Origin of the sequence: Streptomyces sp. NPDC020884 (assembly GCF_044333935.1) — a bacterium.
Taxonomy (GTDB): domain Bacteria; phylum Actinomycetota; class Actinomycetes; order Streptomycetales; family Streptomycetaceae; genus Streptomyces.
Genome location: NZ_JBIRRY010000014.1, coordinates 20269 through 35396, shown reverse-complemented (window position 1 = coordinate 35396; position 15128 = coordinate 20269). Strand labels below are relative to the sequence as shown.

Below are 15128 nucleotides of genomic sequence, written 5' to 3'. Positions count from 1 at the left end.
TCTAGGGAGGGCGATGTCGAACAACGTTTCCTCACGTCGGTCGGATGCAGGCCGGGAGTACGAGGGCAACCGATACGCGGTGCCGCACAACATCCTGCGGTCCGAGGCCATCTACGGGGAGGGTTTCCAGAGCTCCGGCGGCTTGGCCGCGTTCAAGGAAACGGTCCTGCCGGAACTGCCGCTGACCCCCGGCAACCGGCTGCTGGACGTCGGCTCCGGACTCGGCGGCGCGGCGTTCCACCTGGTCGCGGAGCATGCGGTGGAGGTCGTCGGGGTCGATCCCGCGGAACTCATGATCTCGATCACGGAGAGCCGCCGGTCGCTCATGGACCCCCTGGGACGTACGCGTTTCGTGCGCGGGGACGTCTTCTCGGACGCCCTGGAGCCCGGGTCCTTCGACGCGGTCTACAGCCAGGATTCGCTGCTCTTCGCGGCGGACAAGGTGAAGGTGCTCGCCCGGTGCGCCGAACTGCTCCGGCCCGGTGGGGCGATCGTCATCAACGACTTCTGCCGCGGCGGCAGCACGCCGGAGTTCGAGGAGTACGTCGAAAGCGCCGGGTACCACCTCGTCGCCGTCCCGTTCTATCCGGAGCTGTTGGCGCAGGCGGGCTTCACGGACGCCACGGGCAGGGACGTCAGTACGCACACCCGCCAACTGCTGCGGCGCGACCTGGACGCCTATCTGGCCCGAGCCGAGAGCGACCCCGCGATCGGCCACACGGATGTCGAGCATCTCGTGGACCGGTGGCACCGAAAGATCGGATTCATGGATGAGGGAGCGCTGACCCAGGGTCTGTTCCGCGCTGCCAAGCCGATATCGCACTAGATCGCATCAGGGAGACGACCATGACGACATCAGTCGAAGCACATCTGTCGATCGACTGGGATTCCGGCGAGACCGGGCGGTTCCACTGGATCTGGCTCCGGGACTCGTGCCTCTGTGAGACGTGCCGCAACGCATTCGCCAAACAGAAGTATTTCGACTCGGCGACGCTGCCGCTCGACATACGGCCGCGCACCGTGAAACGCAGCGTGGAGAGCGGACTGGAAATCGTCTGGGAGGACGGCCACGAGAGCCGTTACCCGGACTCCTGGCTGCGGGAGCACAGCACGCCGGTGACGCCGGGCCGTCCGGAACAGCGGTGGTCCCCGTGGGCGAGCGCCGAGGTCGTGGCGGACGGCACCTTCTCGCACGCCGACGTGATGGCCGACAACAAGGCTCTCGGCGGCGCACTGGAGCACCTGTTCCGCTACGGCCTCGTCGTGGTGCGGGGCACCGACGCCGAGCACGTCGACCCCGACCTGCTCTGCGCCCGCCTGGCCGGCTTCGTCGACCGGTCCTATTTCGGCGAGTACTTCGATCTGGAGGTCAAGCCCGACAGCCAGACCGACAGCGTGTCCTTCTCCACCCGCCAGCTGCCGCTGCACACGGACATCCCGTACTACAGCACGCCTCCGGACTACCAGTTCCTGTTCGGACTCGAGGTCAACGAGGTGGCCACCGCCAGCCAGGGCGGACGGACCCGGTTCGTGGACGGTCTGGCCGCGGCGCAGAGCCTGCGGGAACGGGATGCCGAGGCCTTCTCCGTGCTGGCCCGCACCGAGGTGATCTATCGGGCCGAGTACGGCGCGGCCGAGAAGATCTACCACAACCAGACGCCGATCATCCATCTGAACAGCGACGGGGACGTCACGCGGTTGGTGAACAACCCGACCAAGATGTTCTTCGACAACGTGCCGTTCGATGACCTGCCGGGCGTCTACCGGGCCTACAGCGGATTCAAGGCGCTGATGGACGAGGAGGGCCGGGCCTATCACCACTCCTGGCGGCAGGGCGACATGATCGTCTTCGACAACCGGCGAATCCTCCACGGCCGGGAGCAGTTCGACCAGTCCGGGATGCGGCGCAAGCTGCGCGGGGGCTACTTCAGCGAGGTGGAGCTGCGCGCTCGGGCCCGGTTCGCCGACGAAACGGTCTAGGCCCCGCCTCCGGATCGACGCCCCTCCTCAGCAACCCACTCGATGACAGAACGGTGGCTATGACCGAGTCCACATCTGCGTACGGTCTCGACCGTCCGAGGCCAGTCGCGGGCACCGGGGTGACCGGCTCTCCCGGACGTCGGTCCGTCGGGGCCGTGGCCCCGCGCAACGCCGGCGGTCCGGCCGCCGCCGGCGCGTCATGACGGTCCTGATCGGTCAGTTGAGCGACCCGCACGTGCAGGACCCGGACGTTGATCCGGAACCCCTGCGGCGGTTCGCCGACGCGCTCACCGCGATGGCGGCCGAGGTGGGCCCGGACGGCCGCCTGCTGGTCACCGGCGACCTCACCGCCGACGGCCGGCCCGCGCAGTACGCGGCCGTGGCACGGGCGATCGGGGCGGCGGGCCGCGCCGTGCACGTGCTCCCCGGGAACCACGACGACCGCACGCTGCTGGCCCGGTTCGTACCCGCCGGGCCGGGGGAGCGGCGCGTCGACCTGGGGTCGCGCATGCCGAGCCGCTGCGACTTCGGCGAGGTCGTGGTCCTCATGCTGGACTCGGCGGTCGCCGGCCACAGCCACGGTGAGCTGGGAGCCGATCAACTGCGCTGGCTGGACGAGCAGTTGGCGGCCGCTCCGGACACGATGCACGTGGTCGCGGTGCACCACCCGCCGTTCGCCATCGGGTTGGCCGGCATCGACCGTGCCGGACTCGCCGACGCCGGGGCGTTCGGTGAGGTGCTGCGCGGCCACGACCATGTGGGCCGCCTGCTCACCGGCCATGTGCACCGCGGGGTGATCACCGGTTTCGCCGGTGTCGTCGCGACCTCCTGCCCGTCCGTCTGGCGCAGTCTCCCGCTGGACCTCCGACCGGACGCCCCGCGTCGGCAGGGCCCCTTCCAAGACCTCGGCCTGCTGCATCTGGCGGACGCCGCGACCGTCGTCACCCACGTGGTGTCGGTGCCGGCGCGATCGGCGGGCTGAGGAGTGGACATGCGAAGCATCAGTTCGCGTAACCATGCGACCGGCGGCGTCCGCGCCGTGGTGTCGACCAGGGCCGAACTCCCGGAGTCCGCCGGCTCCGGGTGGCCGTTCACCGTGATGTATGGGAGGACGAATAATGGGGAAATTTGATCTCGCGCTGGTCGGACTCGGTCCGGCCGGGATCGGCCTGCTGGTGGCCGCAGCCCGCACCGGACGGCTGGAACCCCTGCTGGACGGTGGGGTGATCGCCTACGAGCAGCGCACCGAACAGCTCGGCGGCAAGCTCTCCGAGTACCAACTCGACGCCAACAGCCTCGCCAACGTGTTCCTGGAGAGCCTGGACGAGCCGGGGTCCGGCGAACTGCTGGCCGGTCTCGGTGACACCCCGGAGGCGGACGCCCTGCGAGAGTTGTCGGGCCAGTACCCGCCGCTCCCGCTGGCCGGGGCGTTCGCCGAACTGGTGGCACAGCGGGTGATCGAGGCGCTGGAGCGGCACCCGGCCTGCGAGGTGCGGATAGGCACGGCGGTCACGGCCGTCGACGTGACCGCTCCGGGAGAGATCACCGTGCACGACTCGTCGGGCGGGGCCGAGACGGTGCGCGCCGCCCTGATCTGCTGCGGCGGCGAGGAGTTCAGCGATTCCGGCCTGGTCGCGACGCTGGACACCCCCACCGTGCCCGGTCACGCCGTCTACATCGATCCGAACACGCTCGCCGACACGGAGCGGGTGACCGTGCTCGGCGGGTCACACACCGCCTGGGGCGTCGCGGCCCGTGCGCTCGCGGACCACCCCGGCGCACAGGTCACGCTGGTGCAGCACCGGATGCCGAAGCTCTACTTCGCCACCGTCGAGGAGGCGGACGCCGCGGGCTACTCCTTCGACCCGGAGAACGACGTCTGTCCGCTCAGCGGCCGGGTGTACCGCTACGGCGGGTTGCGAGGCCCGGCCCGAGCGCTGGCGGTGCGCACCCTGGCCGGTCCGGTGGACCGGCTGCGCGTGGTCGAGTTGCCGGGTGAGTGGAGCCTGGAGATGCTGCGCGACGTCGGGGCCATGCCGGCGGACGTCGTGGTGCCGTGCTTCGGCTACCGGGCGGCGCTGCCCGAGATCCGCATGGCCGGGCGCACGGTGGACCGGTCCACCGCCGACGACCTGGTCGGCACGCACGGAACCGACGCCGAGAGCAAGGTGGGACTGTTCGCCTACGGGATGGGCGCCGGGCCGCGCCCCAACCCGACGTCCGGTGGCGAGCCCTCCTACCGCGGGCGTCTGCACGGGGTCTGGGTCTACCAGCACGACGCCGGCGACGTGATGATGGACCGCCTCACGGGCTGGTTGGGCAAGCAGAGGTGAAGGGTTCGACACCGACCCGAGCGATCATCCTGGCCGCCGGGATGGGGCGGCGGCTGGGGCGGGGCTCGGACCAGGTGCCCAAGCCGCTCACCCCGATCGCCGGCGTGCCGATCGTGCACCGCAGCATGGCCGCGCTGGCCGCGGCCGGGGTGACCGAGGCCGTCGTGGTCACCGGGCACCTCGACGCCGTGGTGCGTGCCTCGCTCGGCGACCGGTTCGCCGGAATCAAGGTGCACTACCTCTACAACGAGCGCTACCACGAGACCGGGGACGCGTATTCGGTGTGGCTCGCGCGGGAGTGGTTCGACCGCAGTCTGTATCTGGTCGAGGGCGATATCGTGCTGCGCGAGGACGCGTTCGCCACGGTGCCGACCGCGCCGCGGGCCAACATCGTGTTCGCCGGTGAACCGGTGCGGCGCTTGGGCGGCACCGTGGTGAGGGCCGCCGCGGACGGCACCCTGGACCGGCTGTGCACCGATCGGGAGCAGGGGCCGGGCTTCTCGCCGGACGGGTGGCTCAAGACGAGCAATGTCTTCCTGCTCGACGCCGGGTATCTGCGGGACGGCTTCGCCCCCGCGCTCGACGCGTTGGTGACCACCGGTCCGGAAGGCCACCAGGCGTACTACGACTACGCGATCGTGGACAGCCTCGTGGCCGACCAGTGGGCGGTGTGCACCTGGGGCGTCGACGCGTGGTTCGAAGTGGACGATCCCGGCGACCGGTTGCAGGCGGAGTACCTGTTCAGCCCGCCGCGCCGGCAACGGGAACTGCTGGCCGGGTCGGGCGGCGCCTACTGGCGGTTCGACGTCCGCGATCACCGGTCGCTGCGGAATTCCGGCTTCCCGACACCGGAGATGTACGAGTCGCTCACCGCGCCCATCCGCGACCTGCTGGTCGGCTCCCCGGCGGACAAGGGCCTGTCGACGGAGCTGACGGCCTCGCTGTACGGGCTGCTCCCCGAGCAGGTGTGTGTGGCGAACTCCGTCGCCGAGCTGGTGGGTTCGCTGTGCGGGACGCGCGGTCCGATCGCGGTGTCGGAGCCCGGAGGTGAGGACTGTGAGGCCGCCGTCCGGTCCGCGCGGCTCGTGCCCTTCCCGCTGGAGCCGCCTCGGTTCGGGCTCGACGTGACCGCCTTCGCCGCGTTCGTACGCGAACAGGGGTGCTCGGTGGCCGTCGTCGGCTCTCCGGACAGCCGGACCGGCGTCGCCGTACCGCTGTCGGAGCTGCGCCGCCTGTGCGAGGCGTTGCCGGATGTCACCGTCCTGGTGGACGAGTCGTTCGTGGACTTCGCGAGGCCGCCCGCCGGCTCCCTGCTGCCCTTCCTGGGAGAGCACCCCAACCTGGTGGTGCTGAGGGAGCTGGGCGAGGTCCACGGTGTCGGCGGCATCCCGCTCGGGTTCGCGGCCACGGCCGACCCGGTCCGCGCGGACCGGTTGCGCGGTCGGCTGTCGGCCTCGCGGCTCGGCGGCCCGGCGGAGGAGTTCCTCCGCGTGCTGCCCCACTACGGCAAGGAGTTCCGCCGCGCGTGCGAGCGGGTGTCGTCCGACGCCCGCGCGCTCGCCGCGGGCCTGGCCGAACTCGGCCCGCTGACGGTCGTTCCGCCGGACGCGCATTTCGTGTTCGCCGCGCTGCCCGATGGCGTATCGGCCGACGTGGTCGCGGACGAGCTGTTCACCGCGGACCGGCTGCTGGTCGAGGCCTCCAGCGGCAAGTCGGCGGCAGACGGCCGGCCATGGCTGCGCATCACCAGCCGCGGCCGGGCGGCGGACGACCGACTGACGGGGGTGCTCGACGGCGTGCTCCGACGACTGGCGGCGGCATCGCGCGATGATGTGCGCCCACCCCCGGCGGAAGGCCGCTGATGGACCGGAGGACCCGACCACCCGACATGCGCGCGGCACGTCCCAGGAGATCGTGGGCGATACGTCGCTTTCGATGATATGAGATGGAGCCCGTACGCCTGCATCACTGTTCGCGCGGAGCGAGAAAGGCAGATCCAGAAATCGTGTCGATAGTGTGGGACGCTCTGACGCGGATACCGAAGAAGGCCGCGCTCTACGAGCGCGAGATCTACTTCCGCGAGGGTTTCGCGGACGCCGAACAGATCCTCGAAGACCGTTTCGATGAACTGATGCGCGCGACCGCGTTGATGATGCTCAAGCCGGACGGGCTGCTCACGGGCAAGCTGGCACCGATTCTGGATTTCCTCGCCGAACAGGGCTTCACGCCGGTCGCGGCTCAGCACATCGAGTTCACCCCGGTGCTCTGGCGGGAGATGTGGCGCTACCAGCTCACGTCCGCGACCCTCGATCGACTCGCGGTGACAGGACACGTGTACGCGACCGGGCCCTGTCTGCTGCTCGCCCTGCGGGACGACGCGCCGTCAGCGATTCCGGCGGCGGTCCGCCTCAGTGGACTGAAGGGGGCGTCGGATCCCGACACGCGGCGCCCCGACTCGCTGCGGGCCAGGCTGGAACTCACCAATCGCATTATCAATCACCTCCATGTCGCCGACGAGCCCGCCGATGTGCTGCGTGAGATCGGCCTTCTGCTGCCCCCCGCGGAACGCCGGCGGATGCTGCGCGCCGTCGCGGCCGGCTCGATGTCGGAGGATGACGGCGACCGTCTTCGCGAGGCAGTGGACCGTGAGGTCGACAAGCTCTACACATTGGATGTGGAGGGCCCGCTGGCCCGGCTCTATCCGGAGGTCAGGGCGAGCGCCGCCCGGGATACCGCGTCCGCCGAGACGGCCTCCCGCGTCCTTGCGCGAATGGAGCGGATCAGCCAGGGGCTGATCGTGCCGTGGCGTGCGTTCTGCGCGGATATCGAGTTCCTGGGCATAGACGTGACCGACTGGGATCTCGCCGTGCTCGGCAGCGTCTGCGTGGCCAGCGACGATCCGGGCGCGACCAAGGTGATCGACAATCCGGAAGCGGGGCTCTGGGGGAACCATGGGTGACAGCGTGCTGGATGAAGCCGACTGGCGTGCCCTGACGATGTCACCGCACAAGCGGGAGCTCTTCACCGAGGACCTCTACTTCCGGGAGACGTGGGAGGACCTGACCCAGGTGGCCGGCGAGCGGGCCGCCGAGGTGCTGGGGCCGTTGGCCCTGCTGGCCTTCAAGCCGGACGGGGTGGTCGGGCGGCGCATGCGGCGCACGGTGACCTTCCTCGAGGAGGAGGGGTTCGAACTCGTCGGGTTCGAGCGGCTGCGCTACAACCGGCACTCGATGCGCGAGCTCTGGCGGTACGACTGGAACCTGTACACCACGGATCGGCTGGCTCTCTCGTCGCTGATGCACGCCGCCACCGACACGTTCCTGCTCCTGCTCCGCGACACCGCCTACACCGGGGTGGCGCCGGGGACGGTTCGACTGGCGGACCTGAAGGGCTCGGTGCTCCACCCCTGGGGGCCGCGGCACCTGAGGTCCGTGCTCCGGGCCCCGAACAAGGTCATCAAGTTCTGCCACGTCGCCGATGAGCCGGCGGACCTCGTGCGGGAACTCGGGATCTTCCTCGACCGTGAGGCCAGACGAGAGCTGTTCCGCGGCGCCGAGGAGGCGGACGCGGGCAAGGTCGCCGCGTCGCTCCTGCACGAGATCGGCCGGCTCGAGGCCGCCACGGTCGAGCACGGGTTCGACATCGAGGAGACCTTGGGGCGGCTGACGGGCCAAGGGCGGCTCTCCGCGGACGGCGAGGCGCGCATCCGGGAGGTCATGGCGGGCGGATCGCGCATGTCCTTCGACGCGTTGGCATCGACGATGCCTCCTGTCACGGACGATCTGGCGTTGTGGGACTTCGTGCTGGTGGCCAGCTGGGTCACGCCCCTCGAACGTGCGGGGCACGCCGGAGTGCTGCCGGCTCCCACCGCTGCCGACTGGCGCGGTCATCACGCACAGGGGCCCGGATGACCGCTGCCTGACGACGCGACGGAGCCATGGATCGACCGGTGGATCGCGACCGGATCCGGGGGTGCAGCCCCGGAATCGCCTTCGCCGTCCACCGCCAAGGGGATCAGCCAATGGCGACTGACCCCGCCTTCTCATTCCACCCAAGGAGTATCCCCATGACGGAGGCAGTTACGAGGGCATCGGAGGGCGTCGCAGGCGACACCTCCCTCCGCGGCTTGTTCGAGAGGCCAGGAGTGGTCCGGATCGCCGGCGCCCACAACCCGCTGGGTGCGCGACTCGCGGAGAGAGCCGGATTCGACGGCGTGTGGTCCAGCGGACTGGAGGTGTCCGCCTCCCAGGGAGTCCCGGACACCGACATCCTCACGATGAGTGAACTCCTGTCCGTGGCAGGCTCGTTGGCCGCCGCGGTGCGTGTTCCGGTCGTGGCGGACTGCGACGCCGGGTACGGCAACGCCCACAACGTGATGAACATGATCCGCCGTTACGAGGCGGCCGGCATCTCCGCGGTCTCCATCGAGGACAAGCGGTTCCCCAAGGTCAACAGCTTCATACCGGGGCGTCAGGAACTGGCGCCGATAGGGGAGTTCTGCGGAAAGCTGGCCGCCGCGAAGGCTGCGCAGCGCGGCTCCGAACTGATGGTGATCGCCCGGATCGAGGCGCTGATCGCCGGCTGGGGCATGGAGGAGGCGCTGCGACGCGGCGAGGCGTACGCCGAGGCGGGCGCCGACGCGGTGCTCATCCACGCCAAGGGGTCGTCCCCCGAACCCATCCTGGAGTTCCTCGGCCGGTGGCGGCTCCCGGTGCCGGTCGTGGTCGTGCCGACCACCTATCACACCATCACCGCCGCCGAGCTGGGCGAGGCCGGTGCGAAGATGGTGATCTACGCCAACCACGGCCTGCGGGCCGGGATCACCGCCGTCAGCGGAGCCTTCGAGGCGATCCTGCGTGAGGGGCGGACCACCGGCATCGAGGAGCACATCGCTCCGCTGGCCACGGTCTTCGACCTACAGGGCATGTCCGTGCAGAAACAGCACGAGAAGCTCTACATCACCCCCTACGGCACCACCCCCCGGGCCTTCATGGTGCCCGGCGAGCAGCAGCAGACCGGCTTCGACGAACGAACGGACGTCCTGGTCCGCCAGGCTGCCGAACTCCGTCGCAGCGGGGTGGAGCAGGTCTCCGTCTACGCCGCCGACCAGCCCCCTGCTCGCGAACTGCAGGACGTCGACGTGGTCTCCGGAATCGGCACGGACGCCGCGGCCTGGGTGCTGAGCACGCCCGGGAACCACCCGGGATCCACCCTGGTCCTGCCCGGCGACGTCTTCCTCGAGGCCGGACCGCTGCGCCAGCTCGCCGCGAACGAGTCGGACGTCGCGGTCCTGGTCGACGTGTCGACGCGGTCCGCTGCGGCCCGTCGCCCCGACGCGGCCGGAGTCTCCCTGAGCTCGAGCAGCCGCGGCGGCCGCAGACTCACCGCGGGAAGCAGCGTGGTCACCGGCTTCGGCGGCGACGATGTCGAGGCGGAGTTCACCGGCGCCGCGGTCTTCTCCGCACGGGGCTTCGCCGCCCTGGTGGGCGCGGCCGAGAAGCGCCGGGCCGAGGGATCGACGGCGACGATCGTCGAGCTGCTGACCGACGTCCTGCTCGGCGGGCTCCAGGTCCACGCGATCGAGGTCGCCTCCGGCTGGACCGAACTGCGCACCGCCGACGACCTCCGGTACGTCGGCGAGGCCATGGGTGGGGCCGAGATATGACCGACACGGTCAGCCGGCTGCAGGCCGCGGAACTGGTCACCCTGCTCCGCGACCGGGGATTCGGCCCGTTCACCGGGGTCCCGTGCTCGTTCCTGGGGCCGGTGATCAGCTGCCTCGAGGCCGAGCACCCGCAGGACTACCTGGTGGCGGCCAACGAAGGGGAGGCCGTCGCGCTCGCGGCGGGCGCCCGGCTGGCGGGCCGCCGTCCCGTGGTCATCCTGCAGAACTCGGGCCTGGGCAACACGGTGAACCCGCTCACCTCGCTCTGCCACACGCTGCGGTTGCCGGTGCTGCTGCTGGTGACCTGGCGGGGGCGGCCGTCCACCACCGACGAACCGCAGCACGAGGTGATGGGGCGGATCACCCCCGAGCTGCTCACCCTCATGGACGTCCGCAACGAGCTGCTGCCGTCCGACCCGGCCGTGCTGGCCGAGAGGCTGACGGCGGCCGAGGAGCACATGGCCGCCACCGGCCTGCCGTTCGCCTTCGTCGTCCCCAAGGGCTCCATCGCCCCGTACGCTTCGGAGCCGTCGCAGGAGACGTCCGGCCGGATGCTTCGGGCCGAGGCCATCGGGCACGTCGTCCGCGCCATGGACCCCGACGGCTGTCTGATCGCGACCACCGGCAAGACGGCCCGGGAGCTGGAGCGGGACTGGGACCGCCCACGCAACCTCTATGTCGTCGGCTCCATGGGCTGCGCCTCCAGCGTCGCCCTGGGCGTGGCGCTGTACTCGGGGCAGCGCAGTGTCGTCGTCCTGGACGGCGACGGAGCGGCGCTGATGCGCCTCGAGGCGATGGCCACCATCGGTCGCCAGGCTCCGGCGAACCTGCTCCATGTCCTGCTGGACAACGAGTCCTACGAGTCCACCGGCGGTCAGCCCAGCGGCTCCGGCACCGTGGACTTCGCCGCCCTCGCGGTCGCCTGCGGCTACTCGGGCGCGTACGACGTATCGGAGCCGGACGAGCTGACCCGAGCGGTCGCCGACTGCCGGTCACGGCCCGGCCCACGGCTCATCCGGGTCCGGATCGCGCCGGGCTCCCATCCGGGGCTCGGACGCCCCTCCCTTCAGCCACCCGCTTCGGCGGCCCGATTCATGGAGTCGATAGCCCGATGAAAGAGGCCACGCCTGCCGGATCCGACCGCCTGGTGCTGATGAACCCCGGCCCGGTGATGACCGACCACCGCGTCAGGGAAGCCCTGGCCGGACCCGATCTGTGCCACCGGGAGCCCGAGTTCGCGGACCTGATGGGCCGGGTGCGGCAACGGACCACCCGGCTCTGCGCCGGCGACGCCCGGCACACCTCGGTGATCCTCACCGGATCGGGCACCTCCGCGGTGGAGGCCGCGATCAGCTCGGTGGTCCCCCGGGACGGCGGGCTCCTGGTGATCGACAACGGCCACTACGGGGAGCGGTTCCAGCACATCGCCGTCGCCCACGGGATCCGGACCCACCATCTGCGGCTGGGCTGGGAGGCGCCGGTCGACCTGGACGAGGTCGACCGGCTGCTCGGCGCGGACAGCACGCTGACCCATGTCGGCGTCGTGCACCACGAGACCAGCACCGGTCGGCTCAACGATGTCGCCGCCATCTCCCGGATCGCCCATGCCAGGGGCCGCCAGGTGATCGTGGACGCGGTGAGCAGCGTCGGCGCCGACGCCATCTCGCTGGCCGACGACGAGGTGGACTGGCTGGCCGGATCCTCCAACAAGTGTGTCGAGGGGGCTCCCGGGCTCAGCTTCGTCAGCGGTCGCCGCGCGGCCTTCGAAGCGCTGGAGGACCTTCCCCGGCGGAGCTTCTCCCTCGATCTGCACCGCCACTACGTGGCCCAGGAGAAGGCGCTCGCGCCCGCGTTCACCCCTGGCGTTCCCGCCTTCTACGCCTTCGACATCGCGCTCGGACTGGCCCTGGAGGAGGGGCGCGAGGCACGGCACGCCCGCTATCTCGCCCTGGCTCAGCAGCTGCGTACCGGCCTGGCGGAACTCGGGCTGGAGATCATGCTCGCCCCGGAGGAGAGGTCGGTCTGCCTCACCGCGATCCGCATCCCCGAGGGGCGGACCTACGAGTGGCTGCATCACGGGATGCGCGCGAGCGGATTCGTCATCTACAGCGCCCAGGAGCAGTTGAAGAACCGCATCTTCCGGTTGTCGACCATGGGATGCATGACCAGCCGTGACATCGCCGACTTCCTGAGCGGCCTGCGACGGCTTCTTCACCCGTCCTGATCGCGAGGCACCCTCTGTGCCGGACGCCGCTCTCGGCGCGCAGCGCCGTGGCCGTGCCGGTCCCGGCCGCCCAGTCGGCCGGGACCCGCGCGAGCTCGAGGTGCTCCGCCTCGTCGAACAAGCGTGCCTGGCCTGCCAGTTCACGGAAATCGCCGGAGGGGCCCCGGCCTGAAACGCCGACATGTTGGTGTGTCACATCACTGTCGTAATAGTCCCGTTGTGTGGCTTACGGTGGGAAGAAGCGCTCGTCACTGGCGACATACTGGAGTGGCTGCGCTCGGCAGGCCCCGAGGGCAGGGGCAAACTCCGTCCGGAGACGGCGTGGAAGGGACTCCACGGCGGACGTACGAGGTCGGGAGCTGCCCCGGGCTGTTCCTGAAGACGAAGGGCACATCCACGTGGAACGCTGGGACCGGGTCGGACGGCGGGCAGGATACGGGGCGGCCCTGGCACTGTCGCCGTATTTGGTGATCAAGGTCTTCTGGGTCATCGGTTCCCTCTTCGGAGTCATCCCCGTCGCGGACGGATACACCCTGATCGGCTGGGTGCTGCTCAACGCGGTGACCATCGGAATGGCCGCGGTCGGTACCGTGCTCGCGCTGGCTCTGGTGCGTCCCTGGGGTATGCGCATTCCGGGGCGGCCGGTGGTCTTCTGCGCCTGGACGGGATCCGGGTTCCTGGTGTCGATCCTTCCGTACGCCGTGCTCAGCACGCTGTTCGGAGCGGCCGGGGGATCGTCGGACGACGGCGGGAGCGAAGGGGCGGTGATGCCCGGCTGGATGGGCGCCCTGCTCCAGTTCAGCTTCATGGGCATGGGGCTGGGTCTCGCCCTCGCGCTCCCCGGCTATCTGCGACGGCGCTGGCCGGAGGTCTTCGAGGGAGGCACCCGGGGCGCTGCCCGCGCGCCGTGGCCGACCCTGGCCGCGGCGGCCGTCGGTGTGGTCTGGATGTACTGGGCGGTCGGCGGCACCCTGGGAATCGACCACCCGCAGGAGCGGCACATCGACGGCTATCTGCTCAACGGGCTGGGCGGGCTCTGGGCGATCGTCGGCTCCGCTGCCCTCTGGATGCTCGTGCGGGGGCGTCCCGGCCGCGTGCCCCACCAGCTGCTTCTGGCCCTCGCCTGGCTCGGATCGGGCTCGCTGTTCGCCTGGAGCGGCTGGAAGTTGCCGCTGACGCTGTTCATGGCACTGGACCACCCCGGCGACATCATCCCGCCGGAGAATCTCGCGGTCGCGGCGGTGCTGCACCTCGTCGCCGTCGTGGCGGGGGCCGGCATGCTGAGGACGCTGATCGGCCTGTGCCGGAGCGCGCCGGTCGCGCCCGCCGGGCCGGACCTCGCCGAACGTCATCCCCAGAGCGAGCAGCCGAGGACGCTGAAGCGGGCCGACTGAAGCCGCCCGAAGGCAGCTGGATCCGGATCCGACCGGTGCCGGCCCGCCCCGGCGTGCGGAGCGGGCCGGAGGGTCAGCTCTCGATCAGCCGGTGGAAGAGGACCGTGTCGAAGACGTCCTCCATGCGGGTGGCCCTGCCTTCCGACAGGGTCCAGGAGTGCACGAACTTCAGCCGCTCGGTGCGGCCGCTCGCCGAGGTGACGTCCCGGAAGCCGAAGACGACGACGCGGTCACCGGACTCGATGAACTCCTGCGGATACAACCGCATGCCGCCGAGCACCGTGGGGACCGTGGCCAGGAAGTCCGTGACCCCCTGGTGACCGACCTTGGTGCCGCCCAGGCCGTACGTCGCCATTCCCTCGGGGTGGACCCATTGCACATCCGGCGCGAGGACGTTCAGCAGCGCCGCCGCGTCCCGCCTCAGGAACGCGTCGTAGGCCGTGTGGATCAGCGTCAGGTTGGCCGAGAGCTCGGTGTCCCGCGGGGTGTCGGGGTGCTGCTGATCGAGGCGGTCCTGCTGGTGGGTGGGCACGGGATTCTCCTCAGTTGCCGGTACGGGGGGCGAGGTGGCCGGGGAAGTGGGCCTCCAGGGTGGAGCGGATGCCGTCCTGCCAGCCCACGGTGCACGGGCCCGTCAACGCGTGCCGCAGGGTGGGGTCGAACTGATAGGTCTCACGGGTCACCGGGCTCGGCACGAGGCGTGCTTCGACACCGGTCAGCTTCTCCATCAGGCGTACGCAGTCGGTGATGCCGACCGCTTCGTCGCCTCCCCAGTTCACGAGCGTCGCCGGCGTCGCGGCGGCCCGCCACAGGTACGGGACCTGGGCGACCAGGTCGTCGCTGTGCAGCAACGAGCACCAGTTCTGTCCCTCCAGGGGGACGGGGATGGGCTCGCCCGCGAGCATGCGCTTGAAGTACAGCATCGGCACGCCGCCGTAACCCCCGGGCCCATAGGCGATGTTGAGCCGGGCGATGGTCGTGGGCAGGCCCAGCACCTGTGCGAACGCCCGCACCGCGCCCTCGGTCGCCAGCTTGGACACGGGGTAGGCCGGCAGCCAGTCGGCGGCTCCGTCGACCGGATCGTCCTCCTGGTAGCGGTGCTCCAGGGACTGCCGGGCGTAGACGGCGCCGGTCGAGACGTAGAGGAACGCCTCGGCCTGACGGCAGTGCGTCATCAGCCGGCCCGTCGCGACCGAGTTCACCTCGATGGCCGCGTTGAAGTCGCCGTCGTCACCGCGCCGTACGGCGGAGTGGATGACATGGGTGAAGTCGTCGGGAAGGCCCCGCAGGGTCGCGTCCGTCGGATCGTCCATGTCCCAGGGCCAGGTGACGATGGACTTGTCTATGAGCTCCTGTTCCACTCCCGGCGTGCCGAACCGCCCCAGGCACCAGACCTCGTTGTGTTCCGCCAGCGCCTCGGCCACCGGGCGGGCGACCTGCCCGGTGCCTCCGGTGACGAGGATCTTCTTGCCCTTCGGCGTGAGTGGAGCCTCATCGTCTCGATGCAACCGCATGGTGTTTCCCCGTTGTGT

13 protein-coding genes are annotated in these 15128 nt (G+C 70.4%); 11 read left to right on the top strand and 2 right to left on the bottom strand.

Annotated features, from left to right (window positions below; all coding sequences use genetic code 11):
- Positions 1–13 precede the first annotated feature (13 nt).
- The 11 genes from ACH4UK_RS34385 to ACH4UK_RS34335 all read left to right on the top strand — a co-directional run bounded on the left by ACH4UK_RS34385 (position 14) and on the right by ACH4UK_RS34335 (position 13596).
- Positions 14–826, top strand: coding sequence for a methyltransferase domain-containing protein (locus ACH4UK_RS34385; protein ID WP_398362802.1), 813 nt, complete (start codon positions 14–16; stop codon positions 824–826).
- 20 nt (positions 827–846) lie between these two features.
- Positions 847–1980, top strand: a complete 1134-nt coding sequence (locus tag ACH4UK_RS34380; protein ID WP_398362800.1) for a TauD/TfdA family dioxygenase — start codon at positions 847–849, stop codon at positions 1978–1980.
- A gap of 199 nt (positions 1981–2179) precedes the next feature.
- Positions 2180–2962 carry a metallophosphoesterase gene (locus ACH4UK_RS34375; RefSeq protein WP_398362798.1) on the top strand — a complete coding sequence of 261 codons (783 nt, stop codon included), beginning with the start codon at positions 2180–2182 and terminating at the stop codon, positions 2960–2962.
- 136 nt (positions 2963–3098) lie between these two features.
- Positions 3099–4313, top strand: coding sequence for a hypothetical protein (locus ACH4UK_RS34370; protein ID WP_398362797.1), 1215 nt, complete (start codon positions 3099–3101; stop codon positions 4311–4313).
- Complete coding sequence (locus tag ACH4UK_RS34365) at positions 4310–6175, top strand: aminotransferase class I/II-fold pyridoxal phosphate-dependent enzyme (protein WP_398362795.1); 1866 nt, start codon at positions 4310–4312, stop codon at positions 6173–6175. Before ACH4UK_RS34370 ends, ACH4UK_RS34365 begins: the two co-directional genes overlap by 4 nt.
- A 152-nt stretch (positions 6176–6327) precedes the next feature.
- Positions 6328–7272 (top strand): nucleoside-diphosphate kinase, encoded by a 945-nt coding sequence (locus ACH4UK_RS34360; RefSeq protein ID WP_398362793.1) that lies wholly within the window; start codon positions 6328–6330, stop codon positions 7270–7272.
- Positions 7265–8224 (top strand): hypothetical protein, encoded by a 960-nt coding sequence (locus tag ACH4UK_RS34355; protein ID WP_398362791.1) that lies wholly within the window; start codon positions 7265–7267, stop codon positions 8222–8224. Before ACH4UK_RS34360 ends, ACH4UK_RS34355 begins: the two co-directional genes overlap by 8 nt.
- Before the next feature lie 155 nt (positions 8225–8379).
- A complete protein-coding gene (locus tag ACH4UK_RS34350) occupies positions 8380–9978 on the top strand; it encodes an isocitrate lyase/phosphoenolpyruvate mutase family protein (RefSeq protein WP_398362789.1) in 1599 nt (532 codons plus the stop codon).
- On the top strand, positions 9975–11093 hold the full coding sequence (gene aepY, locus ACH4UK_RS34345; RefSeq protein ID WP_398362787.1) for a phosphonopyruvate decarboxylase: 1119 nt from the start codon (positions 9975–9977) through the stop codon (positions 11091–11093). Before ACH4UK_RS34350 ends, aepY begins: the two co-directional genes overlap by 4 nt.
- The gene (locus ACH4UK_RS34340) at positions 11090–12202 is read left to right on the top strand and encodes a pyridoxal-phosphate-dependent aminotransferase family protein (protein WP_398362785.1); all 1113 of its coding nucleotides are present in this window, start codon (positions 11090–11092) and stop codon (positions 12200–12202) included. Before aepY ends, ACH4UK_RS34340 begins: the two co-directional genes overlap by 4 nt.
- A 398-nt stretch (positions 12203–12600) precedes the next feature.
- Positions 12601–13596, top strand: a complete 996-nt coding sequence (locus ACH4UK_RS34335) for a hypothetical protein (RefSeq protein WP_398362783.1) — start codon at positions 12601–12603, stop codon at positions 13594–13596.
- A 73-nt stretch (positions 13597–13669) separates the two neighbouring features.
- On the opposite strand, the gene ACH4UK_RS34330 is transcribed toward ACH4UK_RS34335, so the two are convergent.
- Positions 13670–14128, bottom strand: a complete 459-nt coding sequence (locus ACH4UK_RS34330; RefSeq protein ID WP_398362781.1) for a nuclear transport factor 2 family protein — start codon at positions 14126–14128, stop codon at positions 13670–13672.
- 10 nt (positions 14129–14138) lie between these two features.
- Positions 14139–15110 (bottom strand): NAD-dependent epimerase/dehydratase family protein, encoded by a 972-nt coding sequence (locus ACH4UK_RS34325; RefSeq protein ID WP_398362779.1) that lies wholly within the window; start codon positions 15108–15110, stop codon positions 14139–14141.
- Positions 15111–15128 lie beyond the last annotated feature (18 nt).

Coding starts and splice junctions, on each gene's coding strand:
- aepY (WP_398362787.1), top strand. CDS start 9,975: ATGACCGACACGGTCAGCCGGCTGCAGGCCGCGGAACTGGTCACCCTG.
- ACH4UK_RS34355 (WP_398362791.1), top strand. CDS start 7,265: ATGGGTGACAGCGTGCTGGATGAAGCCGACTGGCGTGCCCTGACGATG.
- ACH4UK_RS34370 (WP_398362797.1), top strand. CDS start 3,099: ATGGGGAAATTTGATCTCGCGCTGGTCGGACTCGGTCCGGCCGGGATC.
- ACH4UK_RS34340 (WP_398362785.1), top strand. CDS start 11,090: ATGAAAGAGGCCACGCCTGCCGGATCCGACCGCCTGGTGCTGATGAAC.
- ACH4UK_RS34380 (WP_398362800.1), top strand. CDS start 847: ATGACGACATCAGTCGAAGCACATCTGTCGATCGACTGGGATTCCGGC.
- ACH4UK_RS34350 (WP_398362789.1), top strand. CDS start 8,380: ATGACGGAGGCAGTTACGAGGGCATCGGAGGGCGTCGCAGGCGACACC.
- ACH4UK_RS34385 (WP_398362802.1), top strand. CDS start 14: ATGTCGAACAACGTTTCCTCACGTCGGTCGGATGCAGGCCGGGAGTAC.
- ACH4UK_RS34375 (WP_398362798.1), top strand. CDS start 2,180: ATGACGGTCCTGATCGGTCAGTTGAGCGACCCGCACGTGCAGGACCCG.
- ACH4UK_RS34325 (WP_398362779.1), bottom strand. CDS start 15,110: ATGCGGTTGCATCGAGACGATGAGGCTCCACTCACGCCGAAGGGCAAG.